This window comes from Actinoplanes hulinensis (assembly GCF_019429605.1).
Classification (GTDB): Bacteria; Actinomycetota; Actinomycetes; order Mycobacteriales; family Micromonosporaceae; genus Actinoplanes; species Actinoplanes campanulatus.
The window spans coordinates 34266-57261 of sequence record NZ_JAHXZI010000011.1; the positions used below are offsets into that span (position 1 = coordinate 34266).

Genomic DNA, 22996 nt, shown 5'->3' on the forward strand with positions numbered 1-22996 from the left:
TCCGGCGTGCCCCCTCGCACGCCGGAGCGCCGGGCCGGTCAGGCCGGGGTGAGGGCCGTGCCGCGGAGGGTGGCGTCGGCGGACTCGTCGTCGGGCTGGGACTGGGCGGCCAGTTCGGCGATCACGTGGGATTCGTAGGTGCCGGCCTCGCGGTCCGCGTCGGCTGACGACCAGCCCAGGATCGGCGCGATCAGGGCGGCGGCCGCGCGGGCTGCCGCGACGCCCCGGTCGGGGGTTTCGAAAGCGATCCGGGTACGCCGTGCCAGCACGTCGTCGAGGTGGCGGGCGCCCTCGTGGCTGGCCGCGTAGACGATCTCGGCGCGCAGGTGGCCGGGTGCGCCGTCCAGGGGGAGGCCCAGAGCCGGGTCGTCCTCGATGAGCGTGAGCACCTCGTCGATCAGGGTGCCGTAGCGGCGGAGCAGGTTCTCCACCCGGGTCACGTGCAGGCCGTGGGCACGGGCCAGGGCGGCGCGCCGGTTCCAGGCGGCCCGGTAGCCGTCGGCGCCGAGCAGCGGCACCTGGTCGGTGCAGGACGCCGGCACGCGGGTGGCGAGGTCGCGGGCGGCGGCGTCGACCGCGTCCTTGGCCATCACCCGGTACGTCGTGTACTTGCCGCCGGCCACCACGATCAGTCCCGGGACCGGGTTGCCGACCGCGTGCTCGCGGGACAGTTTGGCGGTGCTGGCCGCCTCAGCCGACAGCAGCGGGCGCAGGCCGGCGTAGACGCCCTGCACATCGTCCCTGGTCAGCGGCGTGGCGAGGGCCTTGTTGACCTCGTCGAGCAGGTAGTCGACGTCCCGGCCGGACGCCGCCGGGTCGGACTTGTCGAGGTTCCACTTCGTGTCGGTGGTGCCGATGATCCAGTGCCGGTCCCACGGGATCACGAACAGCACGCTCGTCGCCGTACGCAGGATCATGCCGGTGCGGCCGGCGATCCGGTCGCGCGGCACCACCAGATGGATGCCCTTGCTCGCGGTGATCTTGAATTCGCCGCGTTCGCCGGTGAGCAGGGCCTGGCTGTCGCCGGTCCACACGCCGGTCGCGTTGATCACCGTGCGGGCGCGGATCTCGAACTCGGCGCCGGTCTCCAGGTCGCGGGCCCGGACGCCGACCACCCGGCGGCCCTCCCGCAGGAAGCCGACCACCTCGGTACGCGACGCCACGTGCGCCCCGTGCGCGGCCGCCGTGCGGACCAGGAACATGGTGTGCCGGGCGTCGTCGACCTGCGCGTCGTAGTAGCGGATCGCGCCGACCAGCGTCTCCGGGCGCAGCGACGGGAACGCCTTGAGCGCCTCGACCCGGCTCAGGTGCCGGTGCACGGGCACGCCCGCGCCGCCGCCGGAGAGGGCCAGGATGTCGTAGAGGGCGACGCCGGCGCCGACGTAGAGACGCTCCCACGCCCGGCGTTGCAGTGGGTAGAGGAACGGCACCGGGCGGACCAGGTGCGGGGCGAGTTTCTGGATCAGCAGGCCGCGTTCCCGCAGTGCCTCCCGGACCAGGCTGAAGTCGAGCATCTCCAGGTAGCGCAGGCCGCCGTGGATGAGTTTGCTGGACCGGCTGGAGGTGCCGCTGGCGAAGTCGCGGGCTTCCAGGAGGCCGACGGACAGGCCACGGGTGGCGGCGTCCAGGGCCGAGCCGGCCCCGACCACACCGGCGCCGACGACCAGCACGTCCAACTCGTCGCCGGACGACATGACTGCGAGAGCCTTGGCACGGGCCTGGGGCGAGATCACTCCGGTTTTCATTCTGGTTCCTTCCGGAAATTCGGTCAGCCGACGCTGACCCAGTCGAGGGTGCGGTCGATGGCCGCTCGCCAGCGGGTGATGCCTTCGGTGCGCCGGGCCGCGGACCAGGACGGCTGCCAGCGCCGGTCCTCGTGGCGGTTGGCGCGCAGGTCGTCGAGGGACGTCCAGAAGCCGACCGCGAGCCCGGCCGCGTAGGCGGCGCCGAGGGCGGTGGTCTCGGCGACCACCGGACGGCTGACCGGTACGCCGAGGATGTCGGCCTGCAACTGCATGCAGAGCGCGTTGGCGGTGACGCCGCCGTCGACCTGGAGGCAGTCGAGGACGGTGCCGGAGTCCTGGGCCATCGCCTCGACCACGTCGCGGGTCTGGTAGCAGACGGCCTCCAGCGCGGCCCGGGTGATGTGGGCGGCGGTGTGGAAGCGGGACAGCCCGACGATGGCGGCCCGCGCGTCCGGCCGCCAGTAGGGCGCGAACAGGCCGGAGAACGCCGGGACGAAGCAGACGCCGGCGCTGTCCTCGACCTGCCCGGCGAGGGTTTCGCTGTCCGCGGCGCTGTCCAGGACGCCGAGCTGGTCGCGCAGCCACTGGATGGCGGATCCGCACGCCGCGATCGATCCCTCCAGCGCGAAGACCGGCTTCTGGGTGCCGAAGCGGTAGCCGACCGTGGTGATCAGGCCGTGGCTCGACCGGACCTGCTTCGTGCCGGTGTTCATCAGCAGGAATCCGCCGGTGCCGTAGGTGCACTTGGCCTCGCCCGGCTCGAAACAGGCCTGCCCGAACAGCGCGGCCTGCTGGTCGCCGATGGCGGCGGCGATCGGCACGCCGGGCAGCACCGCTTCGGCGGTGCCGTAGACCTCGGCCGACGACCGGATCTCCGGGAGCATCGCCCGTGGGATGTCGAACAGCCGGAGCAGTTCGTCGTCCCAATCAAGATCGTTCAAATTCATCAGCATCGTACGGCTGGCGTTCGTCACGTCGGTGAGGTGGCGTCCGCCGGTCAGATTCCAGATCAGCCACGAGTCGACGGTCCCGAACAGCACCTCACCGCGTTCGGCACGCTCCCGCAGCCCGGGCGTGTGCTCCAGCAGCCACTGGATCTTCGTGGCCGAGAAGTAGGTGGCCGGCGGCAACCCGGTGCGGTCCCGGATCAGGTCAGGATCGAGAGCGGAGACCAGATAATCGGTACGGGTGTCCTGCCACACGATCGCGGGCGCCACCGCCGTGCCGCTCGCCCGGTCCCACAGCACCGCGGTCTCCCGCTGGTTGGTGATCCCGATGGCGGCGAGGTCGGCCGGGGCCAGCCCGGCTCCGGCGAGCGCCCCCTCGATGCACTTGAGGGTGTTCTCCCAGATCTCCGCCGGATCGTGTTCGACCCAGCCGGAGCGTGGCTGGATCTGCCGGTGTTCCAGCTGGTGGCGGCCGATCTCGCGACCGGCCCGGTCGAAGATCATGAACCGCGTGCTGGTGGTGCCCTGATCGATCGCGCCGACGTAGCGCCCCACATGCCCTCCCTGTCCAACCGTGTTCTCGACCGCGACGCTATGAACGGATCGGGGGCGCGGCAACGGCTCGCGTGCGACAATGTCGCACGTGCCCGGCATGATCCAGTCCATCGAGCGGTCGTCGGCCGTGTTGCGCCTGCTCGCGGCGGGGGAGGACCGGCTACGCGTCAAGGAGATCGCGGACGCGCTCGGCCTGCCGAAATCCACGGCGCACAGCATCCTGCGGACCCTGGAGCACGTCGGGTTCGTCGAGCGGGATCCGCGGACCGCCCGGTACCGGCTCGGCCGCGGGCTGCTCGAACTGGGCTCCGCCGGGATCGACGCCAACGAGCTGCGCGGGCGTGCCCTCAACTGGGCGGACGCGCTGGCCGCCCGCAGCGGCGAGGAGGTCCGGCTCGGCGTGCTGCGTGACGGTGAGGTGGTCGTGGTGCACCACGTGTTCCGGCCGGACGACTCGGCCCAGTCACTCGACACCGGGGTGCGGCTGCCCGCCCACGCGACGGCGCTCGGTCAGGTGCTGCTCGCCCACGACGCGACGGCCACCGAGGCCGCCGTGACGGGCGGGCTGGACGCGTACACCCGAAGGACGGTGACCGACCGGAGAGCCCTCGCCCGGGCACTCGCCGAGACCCGCGCCCGAGGCTGGGGTCTCTCGGTGGAGGAGTGGCGGCCGGGCCTGGCCGCGATCGCCGCGCCGGTGCGCACGTCGGGCGGGCTGGTCGTCGGCGCGGTCGGGATCGCCGGGCCGGTGGAGCGGCTCACCGACACGCGGCGGCAGGCCCGGCCCGGCCTGGTCGAGCACGTGGTGGCGGCCGCCCGGTCGATCTCGCGGGACGTGGCCGGCTCATGAGCGGGGCGGAGGCGGCGGCATGAGCTACGTGCTGGCGGTGGATCAGGGGACGACGTCGACGCGGTGCATCCTGTTCGACCGGCGGGCGACCGTGGTGTCGGTGGTGCGGGCCGAGCATCCACAGTCGTATCCGCGGCCCGGCTGGGTCGAACACGACGCGGCCCGGATCTGGCGGGACGTGCGGCGGCTGATCGAGCGGGCGTTGCGGGACGCCGGTGTCCCGCCCTCCGAGGTGGCCGCCATCGGGATCGCCAACCAGCGGGAGACCACGGTGCTGTGGGACCGGGCGACCGGTGTGCCCGTGGCGCCGGCGATCGTCTGGCAGGACACCCGCGCGGTCACCGGCGACATCGACGCGGAGTTCGTGAGAAGCCGGACGGGGCTGCCGCCGGCCACCTACTTCTCGGCCACGAAGATCCAGTGGCTGCTGGAGCACACGCCCGGGCTGCGGGAGCGTGCCGAACGCGGTGAGGTGCTGTTCGGGACCGTCGACTCGTGGCTGATCTGGAATCTGACCGGCGGACGCCACCTCACCGACGTGACGAACGCCAGCCGTACGATGCTGATGAATTTGAACGATCTTGATTGGGACGACGAACTGCTCCGGCTGTTCGACATCCCACGGGCGATGCTCCCGGAGATCCGGTCGTCGGCCGAGGTCTACGGCACCGCCGAAGCGGTGCTGCCCGGCGTGCCGATCGCCGCCGCCATCGGCGACCAGCAGGCCGCGCTGTTCGGGCAGACGTGCTTCGAGCCGGGCGAGGCCAAGTGCACCTACGGCACCGGCGGATTCCTGCTGATGAACACCGGCACGAAGCAGGTCCGGTCGAGCCACGGCCTGATCACCACGGTCGGCTACCGGATCGGCGCCGAGAAACCGGTCTTCGCGCTGGAGGGATCGATCGCGATCGCCGGCTCGCTGGTTCAGTGGCTGCGCGACAACCTGGGCCTGATCGGCACCGCCTCGGAGATCGAGACCCTCGCCGGGACGGTTCGCGACAACGGCGGCTGCTACATCGTGCCGGCGTTCTCCGGCCTGTTCGCGCCCTACTGGCAGAGCGAGGCACGGGGCGTCATCGTGGGGCTGACCTCGTACATCACGAAGGCGCACCTGGCCCGTGCGGTGCTGGAGGCGACCGGCTGGCAGACCCGCGACGTGGTCGACGCCATGAACGCCGACTCCGGCCTGGCGCTGACCGCGCTCAACGTGGACGGTGGGATGACCGCGGACAACCTGCTGATGCAGATCGTCGCCGACTTCCTGGAGGTCCCGGTGCTGCGGCCGATGGTCGCCGAGACGGTGTCGCTGGGCGCCGCCTACGCGGCCGGGCTGGCCGTCGGCTACTGGTCGGACCAGCGGGATCTGCGCGCCAACCGGCACATGGCCGGCCGGTGGCGGCCCCGGATGGACGCGTCCCGGCGCGCCGGCGAGTACGCGAACTGGCGGCGCGCCGTGGAGTGCTCGATCCTGTTCAGCCGGCCCGAACCGTCCTGACCGTCCTGATCAGGCGGAGGTCAGCGGATCGTGAAGGCGTCGAAGCCCTCGGCCGGCTCCTCGTGAACCTCCAGGTTGTCCACGCGGGCGCCGGTCGGGCCGGTCCGCGCCCAGCTGACCAGCTGGGCGACGCCCTCCGGGTCGCCCTCGAAGACCGCCTCGACCCGGCCGTCCGGCAGGTTGCGCACCCAGCCGCGGACCGCGTGCCGGCAGGCGACGCGGCGGCACGAATCGCGGAAGAAGACGCCCTGCACCAGGCCTTCGGCGAGGACGCGTTTGCGGATCACCGGCCCACCCTACGTCGGGATGTGTCACCGGGAGTCGTTATTGAACCGGCGTCCGGCGGGCTTTCCGGTTAGCCGGATGGTGAACATTTCACTTCGATCACACCAACCCCAGCTATCTCAAGATCCACTACAGTCGCGTGCACACACGCGCGCCGGCCGGGTCGCGTGAAGCAGGCATGCGAAAGGAGGCCGACGTGGGTAAGACCAAGGAGAAGGCCAAGAAGGCGGTAGTGGTCGAGGCCGCGCCGGTTGTCGAGGCGCCGGTCGTCGAGGCCAAGGTCAAGAAGGAGAAGAAGGCCAAGAAGGAGAAGGCGGCCGCCCCCGTCGAGGCCGCTCCCGTCGAGGCCGCTCCCGCCAAGGCGGAGAAGAAGTCCAAGAAGGACAAGAAGGCCAAGAAGAAGTGATTCACCGGACCGCCGCGCAATCGTGCGGCGGTCCGTTTCACGATGCGTTCGTGAACAGTTCGCAAGTCATGTTGTAGTACCGGTCCGTCTGTCCTACGTGGCGCATTCCGAGCCGTCGGCAGACCGCCTGCGAGGCCGTGTTCTCCGGCCAGGTGACGGCAAGCACGGGCGAGACGCCGGAACGGGCCGCGTACGCCATCACGGCGTTGGCCGCCTCGGTGGCGTACCCCTTGCCCCACGCGTCCGGATGCAGGTGCCAGCCGATCTCGGTCTCGCCGGTGGGGGCCAGTTTCTCGCCGGAGCCGAGCAGCGGGACCAGCAGCGCGGTGCCGAGCAGGTGACCGGTCGCCCGGTCCTGGATCGCCCAGATCGTGTGCACGTCGTCCTGCCGGGCCCGCCACCGGGTCAGCGTGGCGACGGCGTCGTCGTGGCCGGCGAGGGCGCGTGGCGCCGAGCCGAGATACCGGGCCACCTCCCAGCGCGAGTACATGTCGAGGAGGAAGTCGATGTCCTTCTCCTCCCACTCACGCAGAAGCAGCCGTGGCGAGATCAGTGACCGCATCGCCGCAGCGTAACGGGGAAAGTGAAGGAATGTAACCGGCCGGTAACCCGGCAACGTCTGTGACGTTGGAAAGGCGTGCGCTCGGAGGAACTCGTCATAGGCATGGTCTACGGTCGGCACGTGCTTGAAGAGGAGACGGAGTCCAGTGGTGGCTTCACGGTCCGGTTGGAGAATTTCACCGGGCCGTTCGATCTGCTTCTGCAACTGATCGGCAAGCACAAGCTGGATGTCACCGAGATCGCGTTGCACCAGGTCACCGACGACTTCATCGCCTACATCCGGGCCATGGGCGACGGCTGGGACCTGGGCGAGACCAGTGAGTTCCTGCTGGTCGCGGCGACCCTGCTGGACCTGAAGGCGGCCCGGCTGCTGCCCGCCGCCGAGGTCGAGGACGAGGAGGACCTGGCCCTCCTGGAGGCGCGCGACCTGCTGTTCGCCCGGCTCCTGCAGTACAAGGCCTTCAAAGAGGCGGCCGCGCACATCGCGGAGCTCGAGGCCACCGGGGCGCGGCGCTGGCCCCGGCTGGTCACCCTGGAGCAGCGGTATGCGGACGCGCTTCCCGAGCTGGTCCTCGGCGTCGGTCCGCAGCGGCTGCTGAAACTGGCGCTGAAGAGCTTCCTGCCCAAGCCCGGCCCGCCGCAGGTGTCGATCGCCCACATCCACCAGGTGCGGGTGAGCGTCCGGGAGCACGCCGCGCTGCTGCGTGACCGGTTGCGCCGGGCCGGCACCGCCACGTTCAGCCTGCTGGTCGCCGACTGTGCGAACACACTCGAGGTGGTGGCCCGGTTCCTGGCCCTGCTGGAGCTGTACCGGGAGGGGCTGATCGAGTTCGAGCAGCCGGTGTCGCTGGACGAGCTGACCGTCCGTTGGATCGGCGGTGACTCGGACGTCGAGCTCGACATCGACGACTACGAGGGCAGCAAACCGGAGGCCGAAAGTGCCGAATCGGGCGAAACACCGGCGGAGCGGCTTGACGATCCCGGCTCTGATAGCGATCTTGGCACGGGTGATGAGGCCCCGGTGGCTGTGGAGGAGGGTTCGTGAGCAGCGAGGAGCGTCCCGAGTCGCTGGCGGCGCAGGCGGCCGCGTGGGTGCCGCCGTGGGAGCGGCGCCGGGAGCCGGACCGGGAATACCAGGACGCGGCCGAGTCCGAGCTTTCCGAGGAGCCTTCGCCTTCGTCGGAGCCTCCGGCCCAGGCCGAGCTTTCGACCCAGGCGGAGCCCGAGCCTTCGGACGAGCCCTCAGCCGAGGCGGGGTTCGAGCTTTCGGACGAGCCCTCAGCCGAGGCGGGGTTCGAGCTTTCGGACGAGCCGGAGCCCTCGCAGGCTGAGGCGGAGCTTCCGCAGTCCGAGACGGAGCTTCCGCAGTCCGAGACGGAGCTTCCGCGGCCCGAGTTTGCGGCGGAGCCTTCGTGGCCGGCGCCGGAACCGCAGCCGGAACCCAGAGCCGCGGTCCCCACCCAGGCGCGGCCACGGCGGGAGGATTCGCCCGCTCCCACCCGTACCCCCGCTGTTGTGATGGACGACGCAGAGCTGGCGGCGACCCTCGAATCGATCATGCTGGTGGTCGACGAGCCGGTAGGCGAGTTGCAGTTGGCGCAGGTCCTGGAGCAGCCGGTGGAGCGGATCGCCCGCGTCCTGGAGGACGTCTCGGCGCGCTACACCGCGGCCGGGCACGGCATCGACCTGCGGCGGGCGGCCGGCGGCTGGCGTCTTTACACCCGCCCGGAGTACGCGCAGTACGTCGAACGGTTCGTCCTCGACGGCCAGTCGGTCCGGCTCACCCAGGCCGCCCTGGAGACACTCGCAGTGGTCGCCTACAAACAGCCGGTGACCCGATCGCGCATCTCGGCCATCCGCGGTGTGAACTGTGACGGGGTGATGCGTACGCTGGTCACTCGCGGCCTGATCGAGGAGTGCGGCACCGAACCGGAAACCGGGGCATACCTGTACCGGACGACGTCACTGTTCCTCGAGAAGCTCGGCCTCAACTCGGTCGACCAGCTGCCGCCGCTCGCCCCATTCCTGCCCGACGATGTGGAAGAAGTGCTCGATGCCTCAGGCTGACACCGCCGAACGCCTCCAGAAAGTCCTGGCTTCGGCCGGTGTTGGATCCCGGCGCGCCTGCGAAGACCTGATCTTCCGGCGGCGCGTGACCGTCAACGGCCGGGTCGCCAAGCTCGGCGACAAGGTCGACCCCGCCACAGCGGAGATCCATGTCGACGGGCAGCGGGTGATCACCAACACCAAGCTCGTCTACGTGGCGCTGAACAAGCCGCGCGGCGTCGTCTCCAGCCTCGACGACGAGAAGGGCCGCACCGAGCTGGCCGACTTCCTCGGCGCCAACTTCGAGCAGCGGCTGTTCCACGTGGGCCGGCTCGACGCCGAATCCGAGGGGCTGCTGCTGTTCACCAACGACGGCGGGCTGGCGCACAAGCTGATGCACCCGTCGTACGAGATCAACAAGACGTACCTGGCCGAGGTGGTCGGGCCGCTGCCGCGCACCGTGGGCCGGGCCCTCCAGAAGGGCATCGAGCTGGAGGACGGCCCGGCGAAGGTGGACTCCTTCCGGCTCGTCGACGCGATCGGCAAGACCGCCCAGGTGGAGATCGTGCTGCACGAGGGCCGCAAGCACATCGTCCGCCGGATGATGGACGCCGTGGGGCACCCGGTCACCCGGCTCATCCGGACGGCGGTGGGCCCGATCCGCCTCGGCGACCTGCGGCCCGGCGGGTTCCGCCACCTGTCGCAGGCGGAGGTCGCCGCCCTGTTCAAGGCGGTCGGCGACTAGTAGGTGCGGTCGGGCAGCGCGTCGGCCGCGCTGTCGGAGTCGAAGACCGCCTTCTGCGACTCCACACGCTTCTGCACCTGGCCGCCGAAGAAGAGGTCGACGACCACCTCCATCAACTGTTCGCCGATCTCCGGGCTGCACTCGACGACGTAGTTGAGCTTGCCCGCCACCAGGGCCGTCAACCCGGCCCTGGTGGCGTCCACGGTGACGATGCGGACGTCGGTGCCGGGCTTCTTCCCGGCGGCCTGCAGCGCCTTGATCGCGCCCAGGCCCATGTCGTCGTTCTGCGCGAAGACGGCGTCGATGTCCTTGACCCGGCGCAGCAGCTTCTTCATGGCCGCCTCGCCGCCGGCCACGGTCCAGTTGCCGGTCTCGCTGTCCATCACCCGCAGCTTGCCGTGCCGGGAGGCGGTCTCCCGGAAGCCCTCGGTACGCAGTTTGGCCGGCGACGATCCGCGGGTGCCGAGCAGTTCCACGACGTTGACGTGGCCGCTCGTGTCCTCGTAGTCGTTCTCCAGGTAGAGCGCGGCCAGGTTGCCCTCGGACGCGAACTCGGCGCCGATCGAGCTGACGTACAGCGACTCGTCCGAGGTCTCGATGAGCCGGTCGGTGAGCACCACCGGGATGCCGGCGTCGCGGGCCTGGCGCAGCACGGCGTCCCAGCCGGTCTCCACCACCGGCGAGAAGGCGATCACGTTCACCTCCGCGGCGATGTACGACTGGATCGCCGCTATCTGCTTCTTCTGGTCGCCGTCGGCGTTGTCGAATTTCAGCGTGATCCGGTTGCGCTCGGCCGCTTTCTTGATCGACGCGGTGTTCGCCTCACGCCAGCCGCTCTCCGAGCCGACCTGGGAGAACCCCAGGACGATCGGGCCGCTGGGGACGTCCCGCAGGTTGAAGCCCTCTTGCCCGTCGTTCCCGCAGCCGGTCAGCACCGAGCACATGCCGGCCGCTCCGAGTGATATGAACAAACGTCTGCGCATAGGTGAAACCCCCGTCAACGGCGATCATCAATCCCGGAACGGGTGTTGACGATAACAACGCGTTGATCGTGGCTCTACCCCATGTGGCGCCAGCAGTGGAAACCACCGCCGGCGCCACAGATGATCACGCTCTCATGACCGTGGCGATGGGGATTCCGGCCGCCCGGACCGCCGGGACGAAGCCGCCGAGCACACCGGCGATCAGGCCGGCGATCACCCCGGCCACCCCGGCGTCCCAGGGGAAGACGACACCCTGCAGGAACGGCTCGGAGTTGCCGGCCACCATGACCACACCCTTGAGGGCGACGGCGCTCACCCCGATCGCCAGGGCCGCGGTGAGCAGGCCGGTGATCAGCGTTTCGGCCAGGACGATGCCGGCCAGCAGGGCGCGGGGTGTGCCGACCGCACGGCGCAGCGCGAACTCCTCGACCCGTTCGCCGACGGTGGCCAGGCCGACGTTCAGAATGCCGGCCACGCCGATCAGCAGGACCAGGCCGGCCATCGACAGGAAGATCAGCCGCATCAGGGCCAGTTCCTTCTCCTGGTCCTTGCGCGAGTTGATCAGTTCGACGTACGGCTCCGCGTTGATCGCCTTCAGCTTGCTGGTGAGCACCTGCTCGACCGGTGTGTTCCCGGTCATCAGCACGTTCATCTCGCCCATCGACGGATCGACGAGTTTCGTGGCCGGGATCCAGTTGGCCATCTCGTCCATCCGCACGTACGCCCGCGGCTGGTAGTCCCCGTCGTCGACCACACCGATGAGCTGCGGCGTCATGTTCGCGCTCGCGCCCGGCACGCGCATCTCGGCGGGCACCTTGTAGCGCTCGAAGCCCTTGACCGCCTCCTTGTTGAGCACCAGCCGCGGCGCCATCATCGGCATCGAACCGAAGTCGAGCCACTGGCCGGACTCCGGGCGGAAGGGCTTGAACTGGCGGATGTCGCCGGTGAGCGCGGTCAGCCGTACCTCGATGGCCTGCCCTTCCGGACCGGCCTCCGCGGAGGTCTGCTCCCGGCAGTTGCCGGTCGCGTCGCACACCATCGGCATGCCGTAGAACCCGATCTCGTCGAACGGCGAGGCGTTCGGGTTGACCGGCCGGACGCCGGGCTCACCGATGATCGCCGAGACGCCCACCACGGCCACCGCGTCGTCCCGGCCGGGAACGGTGTCCATGATGATCTCGCTGACCCGCGGCTGCGGGGCCATGCCCATGACCTTGGTGCCGTCGATGCCGCGCTGGAGCTCCATGTCGGCGAGCAGGGCGCGTTCGGCGATGCTGGCGCCGGCCTGCACCACCACGACGGCGAGCACACCGAGGAAGAGGCTCACCATGGACAGCAGGGTGCGGGTCTTGCGGGACCGGATGCCCTGCAACCCGATGATGAGAGCCGAGCGGAATCGCCCCGAAAGGCGCATCATGCTGTACCTCCAGGAACCCGTACAAGACCGCGATCGTGACGCTCGCTTCGCTCGGTCACGCCGCAACCTGCTCGGCCAGCACACCTTCGTTGAGGTGCAGGATCCGGCCCATCCGGGCCGCGTGGTCCCGGTCGTGGGTGACCAGGATGAGGGCGCACCCGCGGGCGGTGACCCCCTGGAGGGCGTCGATCACCAGCGTGCCGGTCTCGGTGTCCAGGGCGCCGGTCGGCTCGTCGGCCAGCAGGATCCGCGGCTGCCGCACCAGCGCGCGGGCGATCGCCACCCGCTGCTGTTCACCGCCGGACATCTTGGCCGGCCGGTTCTTCGCCAGATGCGCGATGCCGACCTCCTCGAGAGCGGCCATGACCTTGGCCCGGCGCTGCCGCCGGGGCAGCCAGCCCTGGCCGTTGACCAGCGCCATCGCCACGTTCTGCGCGGCGGTCAGGTGCTTGAGCAGGAAGAACCGCTGGAACACGAAGCCGAAGTGCGAACTGCGCAGCTTCGCGGCCCGGCGCTCCGGCAGCCGGCTGATCTCGGTGCCGTCCAGCAGGTAGCTGCCCTGGTCCGGGCGGTCGAACAGGCCCAGCACACTGAGCAGGGTGCTCTTGCCGGAGCCGGACCGGCCGACGATGGCCAGGCTCTCCCCGGGGTGCACGCTCAGGCCGACACCGTCGAGGATCGTCCGCGGCTGTTCCTGTCCCTTGAGGACCTTGGTGATGCCGTTCAGCTCGATGAGGGCCGTCACCCGGTCACCTCTCCCGGCGGCGGGGTCGGCAGGTTCGGCCCGGGCACCGCGATGGTCTCGTTCCCCTGGAGGCCCTTCTTGATCTCGATGACCTTGCCGTCCGAGATGCCCAGCGTCACGTCGATCGTCTTGCGCCGCCGCTCCTCGCCGATGACCAGGTCGACCTTGCCCTTACCTTGCGAACCGGCGACCGCCTCGACCGGCAGGACCAGCGCGTCCTCGGACCGTCCGGTGATCACGTCGAGGGTGACGTCCGAGCCGTTGATCAGCTTGATCTTGGCCGGGGCGACGCAGACCACCTGGAGGCCGGTCGGTTCGGAACCGGTCGCGCCACCGGCGTCGGGCGCCGGCTCCTCCTTGAACACCGGGGGCGCCGACGGGTTCGCGGCCGGCTGCGTGGTGGGATCCGGCTCGGGCTCCGGCAGCGTTCCGGCCGGCAGCGCCGCGATGGTGCCGATCGGCTCACAGTTGAACGGTCCCGGGCCGTTCTTGATCTGCGCCTTGATCGACTTCACGGCGCCGGAGATCCGGTACGCCTGCGCGCTGTCGATATCGGCCACGATGCCGTAGCCGCCGTGCTTCGCCGAGATGATCGGCATGCCCTTCGACACCGGCGACTTGTCGGCCATCAGCCGCCCGGCCATGATCGAGCCCTCCGGGATGTACACCCGGCGCGGGGAGCCCCCGGCCCACACCGACGCCACCCAGGTGTCCCGCACCACCGGCACGGTCGTCGGCTGCCGGTCGGTGAACCGCAGCTCACCCTCGGCCGGCGCGACGATCCCGAAGGTCGGGTTGATGGTCACCTTCCCGGCCAGGCTGATCTGGTTCACCAGATCCTGCCGCGTCGGCTGAACGGTGGTGAGCACGGTCCCGCGGGCCTCGAGCTCCGGGGTCTGCGGCTGCTCGCCCTCCGACGTACAGCCACCCAGGAGCACCACGACAGCCGAGGCCATCACGCACACACGTCTCTTCACCCGGTTCCCCGTTCACGCTGACAGCGGACATTCCGGTATCGAAGGTGATCCCCACCCGACCCCGGCGCGACGGAACGGTACATGACCGTCGCAAGCCAGGGCGAGCCCTGTGAGTCTCGGTATTCGAGACGCCACGATGAGTCATCACCAGGTGCGACATCCGTTGCTGTGCGGCAGCTGTGCGTGATCGGCGGGCCGGAGCCCCGGGCTCAATCGGTGCGATATCCGTGCGCCGCGAGCACCGTCAACAACCGCTCATCGAACGCGGTCTCGTCCCCGTCGCGCCATCGGTGCCCGCCGGGACACTCCCAGTTGGGTGGCTGCGGGGGCATGAGACAGCCACCGAGGGCCAGCTCTCCGCTCCGCGCGGCCGCGACCGCCTCCGGCACCGGAAGACCGAAGATCAGTGGCACCCCGGCCACGCCGCATTCGGGACACGAACTCACTCCCGCACCGTACCCGTGACCTCGCCCACCACACCCGGGTCTTCCGCCTCGGCTACGCCTGCACGCCCGCACGAATGGGGAGCGCGTAGGCGTACCGAAGTGGGAAGGAGGCGAAGCGGAGCGAGCCGGGTCAGGTCAGACGGGTGACCAGGATGCGGCCGCCCTCGAAGACGCCGCCGTCGATGGCGATGACGCGGCCGCCGGTGTAACGGTGGGCCGAGACGGCCTGGGCCGGGGTGAGACCGAAGTGGCTGAGCAGCGTGCTGTGGCCGTGCACGATGGCCGAGCCGCCGTAGGCGGACAGCAGCTTGTCGACGGCGGCCGGGGAGCGGAGGTCGCCGCGGCCGCAGAAGCGGGACCACAGGTGCAGCCAGATGTACGGGTCGCTGCTGGCCAGGGCGCCGATCACGTGATCGTTGACGGCGGTGAGGGTGGCGCCGAACTCCAGGTACGCGGTGCTGTCGCAGTGGGTCAGCAGGTGGTCGTCGGCGACGGTCAGCGCCGGAAGGGTGGCCAGCCAGCCCAGGTGGTCGGGGGTGAGGCCGCGCAGGTCGTTCTCACGGCCGCCGTAGAGGCGCCAGGCCCCGTAGTAGCCGCCCTCCGACAGCGGCCATCCCGGCACCGGATCGGTGCCGAAGCGGTGTGCCGCCAGCAGGAACACCTCGTGGTTGCCGAGCAGCGCCCGGACGTTGCCGCCGGACTGGGCGTTCAGGCGGCGGATGTCGTCGACGATGCCGAGGCCGTCGGGGCCGCGGTCGAAGTAGTCGCCGAGCAGCCACAGCCGGGCGTCCGCGCCGCACCAGTCGCCGGCCGCGTCGATCAGGCCGGCTTCGTGCAGGGCGTCGCGGAACTCGGTTCGGTGTCCGTGCATGTCACTGGCGGCGAAGAGAGGCGGCACGGGCGAGGACTATAGACCTGTCATATGTCGGTGGTGTTGAGATTCATGCGGCCAGCACCGGGGCGTTGAGCAGGGCGTCGATGTCCGCGGCCGGGATCGGGCGGGAGAAGTGGAAGCCCTGGGCGTACCGGTAGCCGAGCGCGTGCAGCCGGTCCGCCTGGTCCTGGGTCTCCACGCCCTCGGCCACGGCGCGCAGGCCGAGCGTCGACGCGATGGTGCTCAGGGACGAGGCGATCGCCTCCTGCTCGGCGGTGCCGTTGAGGTCGTCGATGAACGACTTGTCCACCTTGAGGGTGGTGACCGGGCAGGTCCGCAGCAGGGTGAGCGAGCTGTGCCCGGTGCCGAAGTCGTCCAGCGCCACGCCGACGCCGAGCTCGCGGAGCTCGCGGACGGTCTCCAGAGCCGCGCCGCCGGCGAACACCGCGGTCTCGGTGATCTCGATGGTGATCCGGTCCGGGGTGAGCCCGTGCCGGTGCAGGGCGTCGGCGACCATGCCGGGCAGGACCGGGTCGAGCAGCTGCCGGGCCGAGACGTTGATGTTGACGCGTGGTCCGGCGATGCCGTACCGGAGCTGCCAGGCGGCGGCGTCGGCGCAGGCGGTCTCGATGATCCAGGCGCCCAGGTCGATGATCAGGCCGCTGTGCTCGGCGACCGGGATGAACTCGGCCGGCGAGATCACCGGCTGGTCGTTCGGCTGCCAGCGGATCAGCGCCTCGACACCGGCGACCGAGCCGCTGGGCAGTTCCACGATCGGCTGGTAGAGCAGCTTGAACTCGCCCCGTTCGAGGCCGCGGCGCAGGCCGGCGGCCAGTTCCGCGTGGTGCTGGGCGGTGGCGTCGAGGGCGCCGGTGTGCTCGCGGGCCCGGTCCGCGCCGGTGTACTTGGCCGCCTGGAGGGCGAGTTCGGCGCGGCGCAGCAGGTCCGGCACGGCCTTCCCGGTGCCGGTCGCCACCCCGGACGTGACGGTCACCAGTAGGTCGCGGTCGTCCACCCGCAACGGGGTGCGGAACGCGTCCACCAGGGTTTCGGCGAGGTTCCCGTCGATGCCCGGCATCAGGACGCCGAACTCGTCGCCGAGCAGCCGGGCCACCACCACGGCGCCGCCGGTGACCGCGGCGACCCGTTCGGCGGCGGCGCGCAGCAGGGTGTCACCGGTGTCGTCACCGAGCTGGTCGTTGAGCGCCGCGAACCCGTCCAGGTCGCAGACCGCGACCGTGGTCGGCGCGGTGCGCTCCGCCAGGGTGGTGGTGAACAGGCGCCGGTTCGGCAGGCCGGTCAGGTCGTCGTGGTGGGCCTGATCCTCCATCCGGTCGAGCAGCACCGTGTTGTCGAGCAGGGCGGCGAGCTGCCGGATCATCACGAGGACGGTCAGCGCCACGGAACCACCGGCCAGATCGGGCGGCAGGAAGCCGGTGTGCAGGGTGACGGTGATCAGCATGACGAGGGCGACCGCGACCGCGATGTACGGGACGAGGCTGATCCGGCGTCTGGTGGACCGGGGCTCGGACGTCACGGTCCGGGTCTGGACCCAGGCGGCCAGCGTGAACAGGAGAGCGGCGACCGGCGCCGTGACGACGGCGCCGCTCAGGTGCGGCCAGTGGTCGAGGACGGGCTGCAGCACCCAGGCGGCCGGGCCGAGCAGGCCGCCCGGGGCGAGCGCCCACAGTGCCGGGGCCACGACCGGGGCGGTGCCGGTGACGCTCACCTTGAGCACCATGACGATCGTCGAGGACGCGATCACCACCACGGTCACCATCAGCGTGGTGGTGATCGGGCTACCGGCGGCGAAATCGGGGGTACGCCGGAGGAAATGGGTGAGGACGACCGCGGCGGCCACCCCGACGATCGCGACGTCCAGGAAGGTGGCGAGGGCGGCCCGCCAGGTGCGGCGGGCCGTCGGCAGCCGGAAGACCGCCAGCATCGCGTAGCCGGCCGCCGCGGCGAACAGGGCCGCCGTGATCGGGCTCATCGGCTTCAGCGCGTTGCCGAGGATCACCTGGCTGACGATCTGCGTTGCGACGCCGGCGAGCAGCAGTGAACAGGCGGTCGAGAACCGCCGCCAGAGGAGACGGACCGGCCCCTCCCCGAGCGCCGCGGCGACCCGGCAGGCCGCGATCGCGGTGCCGATGCCGCCGACGGTGGCGGGCCAGATCAGCCAGGACGGCACCGGCCGCAGTACGCCGACGACGCCGAGCGCGAGGGCCGCCAGCGCCCAGGCTGCCGCCGACACGGCCAGCAGGTTGGCGGTACGCAGGGATGGTCTCGTCACGGCCGCTCGATCGGCAACGGAGGTCCGCCGGTTGAGTCAATCCGTGGGGAGTAAACCTTTTTGCACCTTGCCCATAACGTTGCGGGGCAGTTCGCTGAGGTGGCGTACCCGGCGGGGCCGTTTGTGGGCGGCCAGGCGCCCGGCGACGAAGGCGATCAGTTCCTGCTCGGTGACCGGGTCGCCGACCACGTACGCGGTGATCTGCTCACCCAGGTCGGCGTGCGGGGTGCCGATCACCGCTGCCTCACGCACCGCCGGGTGCAGCAGCAGGGCGTCCTCCACCTCACCGGCGCCGACCCGGTAGCCGCCGGTCTTGATCAGGTCGGTGGAGGCGCGGCCGACGATGCGGTGCCAGCCGTCGGGGGCGATCGTCGCCACGTCGCCGGTCGGGTACCAGCCGTCGGCCAGGTCCGGGGCCCGTACGCCACCGTCGCGCAGATAACCGTCGAGCAGGGTGGGGCCGGTCACCTGGAGGTGGCCGATGGTCTCGCCGTCGGCGGGCAGGGGTGCGCCGGACTCGTCGACCAGCCGGGTCGCGATCCCGGGCAGGGGAGTGCCCACCTGGCCGGGGCGGCGTTCGCCGTCGGCGCGGGTGCTCACCGTGATCAGGGTTTCGGTCATGCCGTACCGCTCGACCGGGGACTGCCCGGTCAGCGTGGCGAGACCGTCGAAGACCGAGGGCGGGAGCGGGGCGCTGCCGGAGACCAGCAGGCGGGCGGGTCGCAAGGCTTTCGCGGCGGTGGGGTCGGCGGCGATCCGGGACCAGACGGTGGGTACGCCGAAGTACATGGTTCCGGCCGCGGCCGCGTAGTTCGCCGGGGTGGGGCGGCCGGTGTGGATCAGGCGACATCCCAGGCGCAGTGGTCCCAGGACGCCGAGGACCAATCCGTGGACGTGGTAGAGGGGCAGGCCGTGGACCAGGGTGTCGCCGGGGGTCCATTGCCAGGCCGCGGCCAGGGCGTCGAGGTCGGCGGCGATGGCGTCCTCGGAGATCACCACACCTTTGGGCGCGCCGGTGGTGCCGCTGGTGTAGAGGACGAGCGCCGCAGCAATATCCGACTTTTCAGAATTTAGAGTCTTGTTTTCGGGCAGGAGAAGCGCCGCTCGTGAATCCTCCAGGATGTGCCGCCGCTCCAGAACGCCCGCGTCCGGCGGGATCGGCACGATCGGCACCCCCGCCAGCAGCGCCCCGGCCACCGCCACGATCGTCGACAGGCTCGGCGTCGCGTCCACCGCCACGATCGGCGCCCCGGCGATCTCGGCGGCCACCCGCCCGGCCCGGTCCAGCAACTCGTGACGGGACAGCGACCCGTCCGGCGCGGTCACCGCCGCCTCCAGGTCGGCGGCTTCGCCCAGAGCGGCTTCGTGCAGTGCGGTGAGCAGCGGCATGACCGGATCCTACGAAAGGGCGACGGCTCGCCCCTTGCCGCGCCTGACATCCGGGCACCGGCGTTGTCGCTGCCCGAAACGTCTGCCTACGGTCTAAATCTCCTGGTGAGAGGGGCGGTGGGATGGCTGACCTGGCCCGGTGGCGGGATCTGCACCGGCTGGCCCGCGGCTATCGCGGGCGCATCCTGGGAGCGGCGGCGCTCAGTCTGTTCGGAACCCTGCTGGCGCTCACCCAGCCGCTGCTGGCCCGGATCGCGGTCGACGGCGCCGCGGCCGGCCGGCTGCCGTGGCCGGTGATCGGCGCACTGGCCGCCCTGTTCGCGGCGCAGGCCAGCGCTCTGGCCCTGGCCCGGTACGTCCAGGCGCACACCGGCGAGACGATGACCCGCGACCTGCGCCGGAACGTGACCGGTCACCTGCTGCGGGTGCGGCTGTCGGTGCTGGAGCGTGGGCGTACCGGTGATCTGATCGCCCGCGCCTGCGGCGACACGGCCGCCGTGAAGACGCTCATCGCGCAGAGCCTCGGCACCGGCGTGGCCGGGCTGATCGGCCTGATCGCGGCGGTCGCCGTACTCGCGTGGCTGGACCCCTGGTTGCTGGCCGCCGTGGCGGTGCTGTTCGGCGGCTCGTTCGGGGCGCTGCTGGCGGTGGTGCGCCGGGTGCGGATCGCGTCGCGCAGCGCCCAGTCCGCCGAGGGGATGCTGCTGTCCGATCTGGAACGCGTCCTCGGCGGCATCCGGGTGGTGCGGGCCTGCCGGGCGGAACGGGCCGAAGCCGACCGCCTGGACTCGTCGGCGCGGCACGCCTACCTGGCGAACCTGCGGATGGCCGGCATGGTCGCCCTCAGCGGCCCGGCCAACGACCTGGCGGTCAGCGGCGCGTTCCTGGCGGTCCTGCTGGTCGGCGCGTCCCGGGTGTCGTCCGGCGCGATGACCCTCGGCGAACTGGTCGGCTTCACCCTGGCGATGACCTACCTGGCGGCGCCCATCTACGAGATCTTCCAGGCGGTGAGCGCCGTCCAGCAGGGCTCCGGCGCGCTGCACCGGATCAACGAGGTGCTGTCCCTGCCGGTGGAGGGCGACCGCCCGATCGCGGTGGCCCGGGTCCGCGGCACGTCCCACCGGCCGTCACCGGTGCTGGAGTTCCGCGACGTCTGGTTCGGCTACGAGCCCGGCCGCCCGGTGCTGCGCGGCATCGGCTTCACCATCCCGTCCCGCGGCCAGACGGCCCTGGTGGGCCCGTCCGGCGCCGGCAAGTCGACGATCTTCGCCCTGGCCGAACGCTTCTACGACCCGGACCGCGGCACGGTCCTGCTGAACGGCCGCGACGCCCGCTGGACCCGCTACGCCCACCATCGCGCCGCGGTGGGCCTGGTCGAACAGGACTGCCCTTTGCTGGCCGGCACCCTCCGCGAGAACCTCCTCTACGGCGCCACCCGGCCCGACGACCGCGAACTGACCCGCGTCCTGGCGATGACCGGCCTGCTCCCGGTGGTGGCCGCCCTCCCCCTGGGCCTGGACACCCCGCTGGGCGAACGCGGCCGCCGCCTCTCCGGAGGCCAGCGCCAGCGCGTCGCGATCGCCCGCTGCCTGCTGGCCCGCCCCGAGTTGATCCTGCTGGACGAACCCACCGCCCACCTGGACCCCGACAGCGAACGGGCCCTGACCGCCACCCTCCGCGAGGTCTCCGCGGTCTGCTCCCTCATGGTGATCGCCCACCGCTCCACCACCATCCGCTCCGCCGACCAGATCCTCGTCATAGACGCGGGCGTGGTCACAGCCACAGGCACCCACAGCGAGTTGTCCCGCTCCGACCCCTACTACCGCTCCTTGGCAGATCAAACCCCATCAATTGTACGAATTTCCCCGTCCCCTCTCCTATGACCGCCCCACCAGCTCCCGCGACCCAGTCCCCACTCCAGCCCGTGCCGCCCCCGCCGGGCTGAGCTGCCCACTCACCCTCTCCCACCCCCACGAGCCCCTCACCCGTCCGCCACGCGTCGGGCCGACTCGCCCCCTCACCCCTCCCACGCCCATGTGCCCCGCACTCGTTTGCCGCGCGCCGGGCCGACTCGCCCCCTCGCCCTTTGCGCGCCCGTGTGCCCCGCACTCGTTTGTCGCGCGTCGGGCTGAGTTGCCCCCTCGCCCTTTGCGCGCCCGTGTGCCGCTCAGGCGTTTGCCGCGCCGGGCCGAGTTGCCTCACTCACGCTTTCCGCTGCCCCGCGTGCCGCTCGGGCGTTGCCGCGCGCCGGGCTGAGTTGCCCCCTCGCCCTTTGCGCGCCCGTGTGCCGCTCAGGCGTTTGCCGCGCCGGGCCGAGTTGCCTCACTCACGCTTTCCGCTGCCCCGCGTGCCGCTCGGGCGTTGTCGCGCGTCGGGCTGAGTTGCCCCCTCGCCCTTTGCGCGCCCGTGTGCCGCTCAGGCGTTTGCCGCGCCGGGCCGAGTTGCCTCACTCACGCTTTCCGCTGCCCCGCGTGCCGCTCGGGCGTTGCCGCGCGCCGGGTTGGGTTGTCCGGTCATCTTCCGTGGCCGGGCGCCGCTCCGAGTGCCGTCTCAGCGCCGTTGAGATGGCACCCAGAACCAGCCGGACAAGATTTACCTCATCGCACAGTCGCCCTGAAAACGGACACGCCCGAGCCGGCCTTGCGTATTGCGCGCCGATTTCCTGTGCCCCGCTTCACGGCGTCGCCATTGAAGGCGCGACACCATTATGAATGGCCTTGCGGAAAAGCGCGGCACGCGGAGGAATTGGAGTGTGCAGCGGGGGTGCTCGGTTCCTGCCTCAACCACAAGAAGAATTCCTCAAGGCGGTTCGTTCGCCGAAATGCGGCTCAGGCCTCCGGATCTATCCGATTTCGCGGCGCGGGTTCGGCGGTATTTTGTGCCTGAATAGATGAGTTGGGCTTGTCTGGGCTGCCGGCTGCGTGGGACTGGCCGGCGTACCACCCGCGTTCGCTGAGGTGGGCTGATCAGTGGGCTTGGCTGACCACCGGTTGGTGGTCCTGGACGGCGTGCGATGGAGCTTCGTCGGCGAGTCGCACCACATGGCGGACCCGCTGAGGGGTTCCGTAGGCCTGCGAGCCCGGCAGCAGCCCTGTTCTCGCTGACGGGTGCCATCGCTGAACGCCCCTGCCCTGGCGTCTGGCTTGGAGCGGCGCCGGGCCGACCGAGTCCGAGAGCCTCCAAGCCCATTTGGAGCGACGCTGGACCGACCGAGTCCGAGAGCCTCCACGACGATGAGGTTTTGAGTTCTACCTTCGGCTGTCGAGAGCTGGGCTCCCACGACCGCTCGTTGATCGGGCGTCGTTGCCCGGCCGACGACCGTCGGTGAGCTGGTTGGGCACCATGCTGCCGCTTCGAAGTGACGGGCTCGAACGCAAATACGGGGCGACCTCGCAGCCTGATCGGCGTGGGCGTCACCTTCAGCCTGATCGCGGCTCTTGGCCCCGGCATGGGCATGGGCCGCAGGAAGGGTTGAGCGAAGACGCCGGCGTCGGTGTGGGCCTCGGGGAGACTTCGTGAGGGGATGTCGGTGTTACCCCAGTACTTGGGCATGTCGCGGGACTGGTTACGGGGCTCCGGCAGAGCGTCGGCATCGGCGGAGGGATCGGGAAGGGTTTGAGCGCGGGCGTCCGTGTGGGCCTGGGCCTTGGGCGTGGTGTCGGCGTGGACCTTGGGTGCGGCGTGGGTGTGGGCCTGGGCCTTGGGCGTGGTGTCGGCGTGGACCTTGGGTGCGGCGCCGGTGCGGGTCTGGGCCTCGGGCGCGGGGTCGGCAGGGGAGTGGGGCTCCGGAAGGGCCTGTGTGCGGGCGCGGCGCAAGCGCTCTGCGTGACGCTGGCTCAGACCCCATGCGCGATGACGCTCATGCTCGCGGCGGAAGTCCTCAGCGGCCGGAGAGTAATTGCGACGTGCGCGCCGATCGCGCATTGTGGCAATTGCTCTCGCAGTGAACAACTGGATCTGGGCCATGCATAAATTGTCCTGCACCCGAAAGAAAAAGTGTAAGGCCGCACAAGAAGTCGATCATGCCAATCTGGGCGCGCGGTCTGTGGGGAAATTGTTGTCACGACTCTCGCCAGGTTTCCCGGCAGTGGGATGCATGCCTGATTCACCTGATCGCAATCGGTCCTAGCCGGCCTGGTGCCGTGGTGGTGAGTGTTGGGTTGCGCTGATCGAGTGCCGGGTTGATGAGTGGCGGGGCGCGGTTGGTTGGTGGGTGGCGGGGCGCGGTTGGTTGGTG

General features: G+C 70.7%; 19 protein-coding genes. 7 read left to right on the top strand and 12 right to left on the bottom strand.

The features are described from left to right. Nucleotides 1-38 precede the first annotated feature (38 nt). Both KZ829_RS21305 and glpK (KZ829_RS21310) read right to left on the bottom strand, forming a co-directional pair. Complete coding sequence (locus tag KZ829_RS21305; protein WP_220145690.1) at nucleotides 39-1745, bottom strand: glycerol-3-phosphate dehydrogenase/oxidase; 1707 nt, start codon at nucleotides 1743-1745, stop codon at nucleotides 39-41. Between the two features lie 23 nt (nucleotides 1746-1768). Next, on the bottom strand, nucleotides 1769-3247 hold the full coding sequence (gene glpK, locus KZ829_RS21310) for a glycerol kinase GlpK (protein ID WP_220145691.1): 1479 nt from the start codon (nucleotides 3245-3247) through the stop codon (nucleotides 1769-1771). Nucleotides 3248-3335: 88 nt separating this feature from the next. Between glpK (KZ829_RS21310) and KZ829_RS21315 the strand changes: the two genes are divergently transcribed. Together KZ829_RS21315 and glpK (KZ829_RS21320) are read left to right on the top strand one after the other, a co-directional pair. Then, nucleotides 3336-4097 (top strand): IclR family transcriptional regulator, encoded by a 762-nt coding sequence (locus KZ829_RS21315; RefSeq protein ID WP_204301004.1) that lies wholly within the window; start codon nucleotides 3336-3338, stop codon nucleotides 4095-4097. A 19-nt stretch (nucleotides 4098-4116) separates the two neighbouring features. After that, nucleotides 4117-5592, top strand: coding sequence for a glycerol kinase GlpK (gene glpK, locus KZ829_RS21320; RefSeq protein WP_220145692.1), 1476 nt, complete (start codon nucleotides 4117-4119; stop codon nucleotides 5590-5592). 20 nt (nucleotides 5593-5612) lie between these two features. On the opposite strand, the gene KZ829_RS21325 is transcribed toward glpK (KZ829_RS21320), so the two are convergent. Beyond that, nucleotides 5613-5879 carry an acylphosphatase gene (locus KZ829_RS21325; protein WP_220145693.1) on the bottom strand — a complete coding sequence of 89 codons (267 nt, stop codon included), beginning with the start codon at nucleotides 5877-5879 and terminating at the stop codon, nucleotides 5613-5615. 194 nt (nucleotides 5880-6073) lie between these two features. Between KZ829_RS21325 and KZ829_RS21330 the strand changes: the two genes are divergently transcribed. Further along, nucleotides 6074-6283, top strand: coding sequence for a hypothetical protein (locus KZ829_RS21330; RefSeq protein WP_220145694.1), 210 nt, complete (start codon nucleotides 6074-6076; stop codon nucleotides 6281-6283). A gap of 37 nt (nucleotides 6284-6320) precedes the next feature. Here KZ829_RS21330 and KZ829_RS21335 read toward each other — a convergent pair whose 3' ends face one another. Further along, nucleotides 6321-6845: a GNAT family N-acetyltransferase gene (locus KZ829_RS21335; protein WP_220145695.1), complete on the bottom strand. Its 525-nt coding sequence runs from the start codon at nucleotides 6843-6845 to the stop codon at nucleotides 6321-6323. 102 nt (nucleotides 6846-6947) lie between these two features. Between KZ829_RS21335 and KZ829_RS21340 the strand changes: the two genes are divergently transcribed. The 3 genes from KZ829_RS21340 to KZ829_RS21350 are packed head-to-tail and all read left to right on the top strand — an operon-like array spanning nucleotide 6948 to nucleotide 9635. Further along, the gene (locus KZ829_RS21340) at nucleotides 6948-7889 is read left to right on the top strand and encodes a segregation and condensation protein A (RefSeq protein WP_220145696.1); all 942 of its coding nucleotides are present in this window, start codon (nucleotides 6948-6950) and stop codon (nucleotides 7887-7889) included. Continuing rightward, complete coding sequence (gene scpB, locus KZ829_RS21345) at nucleotides 7886-8911, top strand: SMC-Scp complex subunit ScpB (RefSeq protein ID WP_220145697.1); 1026 nt, start codon at nucleotides 7886-7888, stop codon at nucleotides 8909-8911. Before KZ829_RS21340 ends, scpB begins: the two co-directional genes overlap by 4 nt. Further along, nucleotides 8880-9635, top strand: a complete 756-nt coding sequence (locus KZ829_RS21350; protein WP_220145698.1) for a pseudouridine synthase — start codon at nucleotides 8880-8882, stop codon at nucleotides 9633-9635. The genes scpB and KZ829_RS21350 overlap by 32 nt, the downstream gene beginning before the upstream one ends. On the opposite strand, the gene KZ829_RS21355 is transcribed toward KZ829_RS21350, so the two are convergent. The 8 genes from KZ829_RS21355 to KZ829_RS21390 form a co-directional block, all read right to left on the bottom strand. Continuing rightward, nucleotides 9632-10618, bottom strand: coding sequence for an ABC transporter substrate-binding protein (locus tag KZ829_RS21355; RefSeq protein WP_220145699.1), 987 nt, complete (start codon nucleotides 10616-10618; stop codon nucleotides 9632-9634). The two genes, KZ829_RS21350 and KZ829_RS21355, sit on opposite strands and share 4 nt — an antisense overlap. A gap of 124 nt (nucleotides 10619-10742) precedes the next feature. Continuing rightward, a complete protein-coding gene (locus KZ829_RS21360) occupies nucleotides 10743-12035 on the bottom strand; it encodes an ABC transporter permease (protein ID WP_220145700.1) in 1293 nt (430 codons plus the stop codon). A gap of 55 nt (nucleotides 12036-12090) precedes the next feature. After that, nucleotides 12091-12780, bottom strand: coding sequence for an ABC transporter ATP-binding protein (locus KZ829_RS21365; RefSeq protein ID WP_220145701.1), 690 nt, complete (start codon nucleotides 12778-12780; stop codon nucleotides 12091-12093). Next, nucleotides 12777-13757 carry an efflux RND transporter periplasmic adaptor subunit gene (locus KZ829_RS21370; RefSeq protein ID WP_220145702.1) on the bottom strand — a complete coding sequence of 327 codons (981 nt, stop codon included), beginning with the start codon at nucleotides 13755-13757 and terminating at the stop codon, nucleotides 12777-12779. The genes KZ829_RS21365 and KZ829_RS21370 overlap by 4 nt, the downstream gene beginning before the upstream one ends. 209 nt (nucleotides 13758-13966) lie before the next feature. Beyond that, nucleotides 13967-14203 (bottom strand): hypothetical protein, encoded by a 237-nt coding sequence (locus KZ829_RS21375; protein ID WP_220145703.1) that lies wholly within the window; start codon nucleotides 14201-14203, stop codon nucleotides 13967-13969. A 130-nt stretch (nucleotides 14204-14333) separates the two neighbouring features. Next, nucleotides 14334-15101, bottom strand: a complete 768-nt coding sequence (locus KZ829_RS21380; protein ID WP_220145704.1) for a metallophosphoesterase — start codon at nucleotides 15099-15101, stop codon at nucleotides 14334-14336. A 43-nt stretch (nucleotides 15102-15144) separates the two neighbouring features. Continuing rightward, nucleotides 15145-17370: a putative bifunctional diguanylate cyclase/phosphodiesterase gene (locus KZ829_RS21385; RefSeq protein WP_220145705.1), complete on the bottom strand. Its 2226-nt coding sequence runs from the start codon at nucleotides 17368-17370 to the stop codon at nucleotides 15145-15147. Between the two features lie 36 nt (nucleotides 17371-17406). Beyond that, on the bottom strand, nucleotides 17407-18759 hold the full coding sequence (locus KZ829_RS21390; RefSeq protein ID WP_220145706.1) for an acyl-CoA synthetase: 1353 nt from the start codon (nucleotides 18757-18759) through the stop codon (nucleotides 17407-17409). 122 nt (nucleotides 18760-18881) lie between these two features. Between KZ829_RS21390 and KZ829_RS21395 the strand changes: the two genes are divergently transcribed. Next, nucleotides 18882-20642: an ABC transporter ATP-binding protein gene (locus KZ829_RS21395; RefSeq protein ID WP_220145707.1), complete on the top strand. Its 1761-nt coding sequence runs from the start codon at nucleotides 18882-18884 to the stop codon at nucleotides 20640-20642. Nucleotides 20643-22996: the final 2354 nt, after the last annotated feature.

Coding starts and splice junctions, on each gene's coding strand:
- KZ829_RS21305 (WP_220145690.1), bottom strand. CDS start 1,745: ATGAAAACCGGAGTGATCTCGCCCCAGGCCCGTGCCAAGGCTCTCGCA.
- glpK (WP_220145692.1), top strand. CDS start 4,117: ATGAGCTACGTGCTGGCGGTGGATCAGGGGACGACGTCGACGCGGTGC.
- KZ829_RS21335 (WP_220145695.1), bottom strand. CDS start 6,845: ATGCGGTCACTGATCTCGCCACGGCTGCTTCTGCGTGAGTGGGAGGAG.
- KZ829_RS21340 (WP_220145696.1), top strand. CDS start 6,948: ATGGTCTACGGTCGGCACGTGCTTGAAGAGGAGACGGAGTCCAGTGGT.
- KZ829_RS21350 (WP_220145698.1), top strand. CDS start 8,880: ATGTGGAAGAAGTGCTCGATGCCTCAGGCTGACACCGCCGAACGCCTC.
- KZ829_RS21355 (WP_220145699.1), bottom strand. CDS start 10,618: ATGCGCAGACGTTTGTTCATATCACTCGGAGCGGCCGGCATGTGCTCG.
- KZ829_RS21360 (WP_220145700.1), bottom strand. CDS start 12,035: ATGATGCGCCTTTCGGGGCGATTCCGCTCGGCTCTCATCATCGGGTTG.
- KZ829_RS21390 (WP_220145706.1), bottom strand. CDS start 18,759: ATGCCGCTGCTCACCGCACTGCACGAAGCCGCTCTGGGCGAAGCCGCC.
- KZ829_RS21395 (WP_220145707.1), top strand. CDS start 18,882: ATGGCTGACCTGGCCCGGTGGCGGGATCTGCACCGGCTGGCCCGCGGC.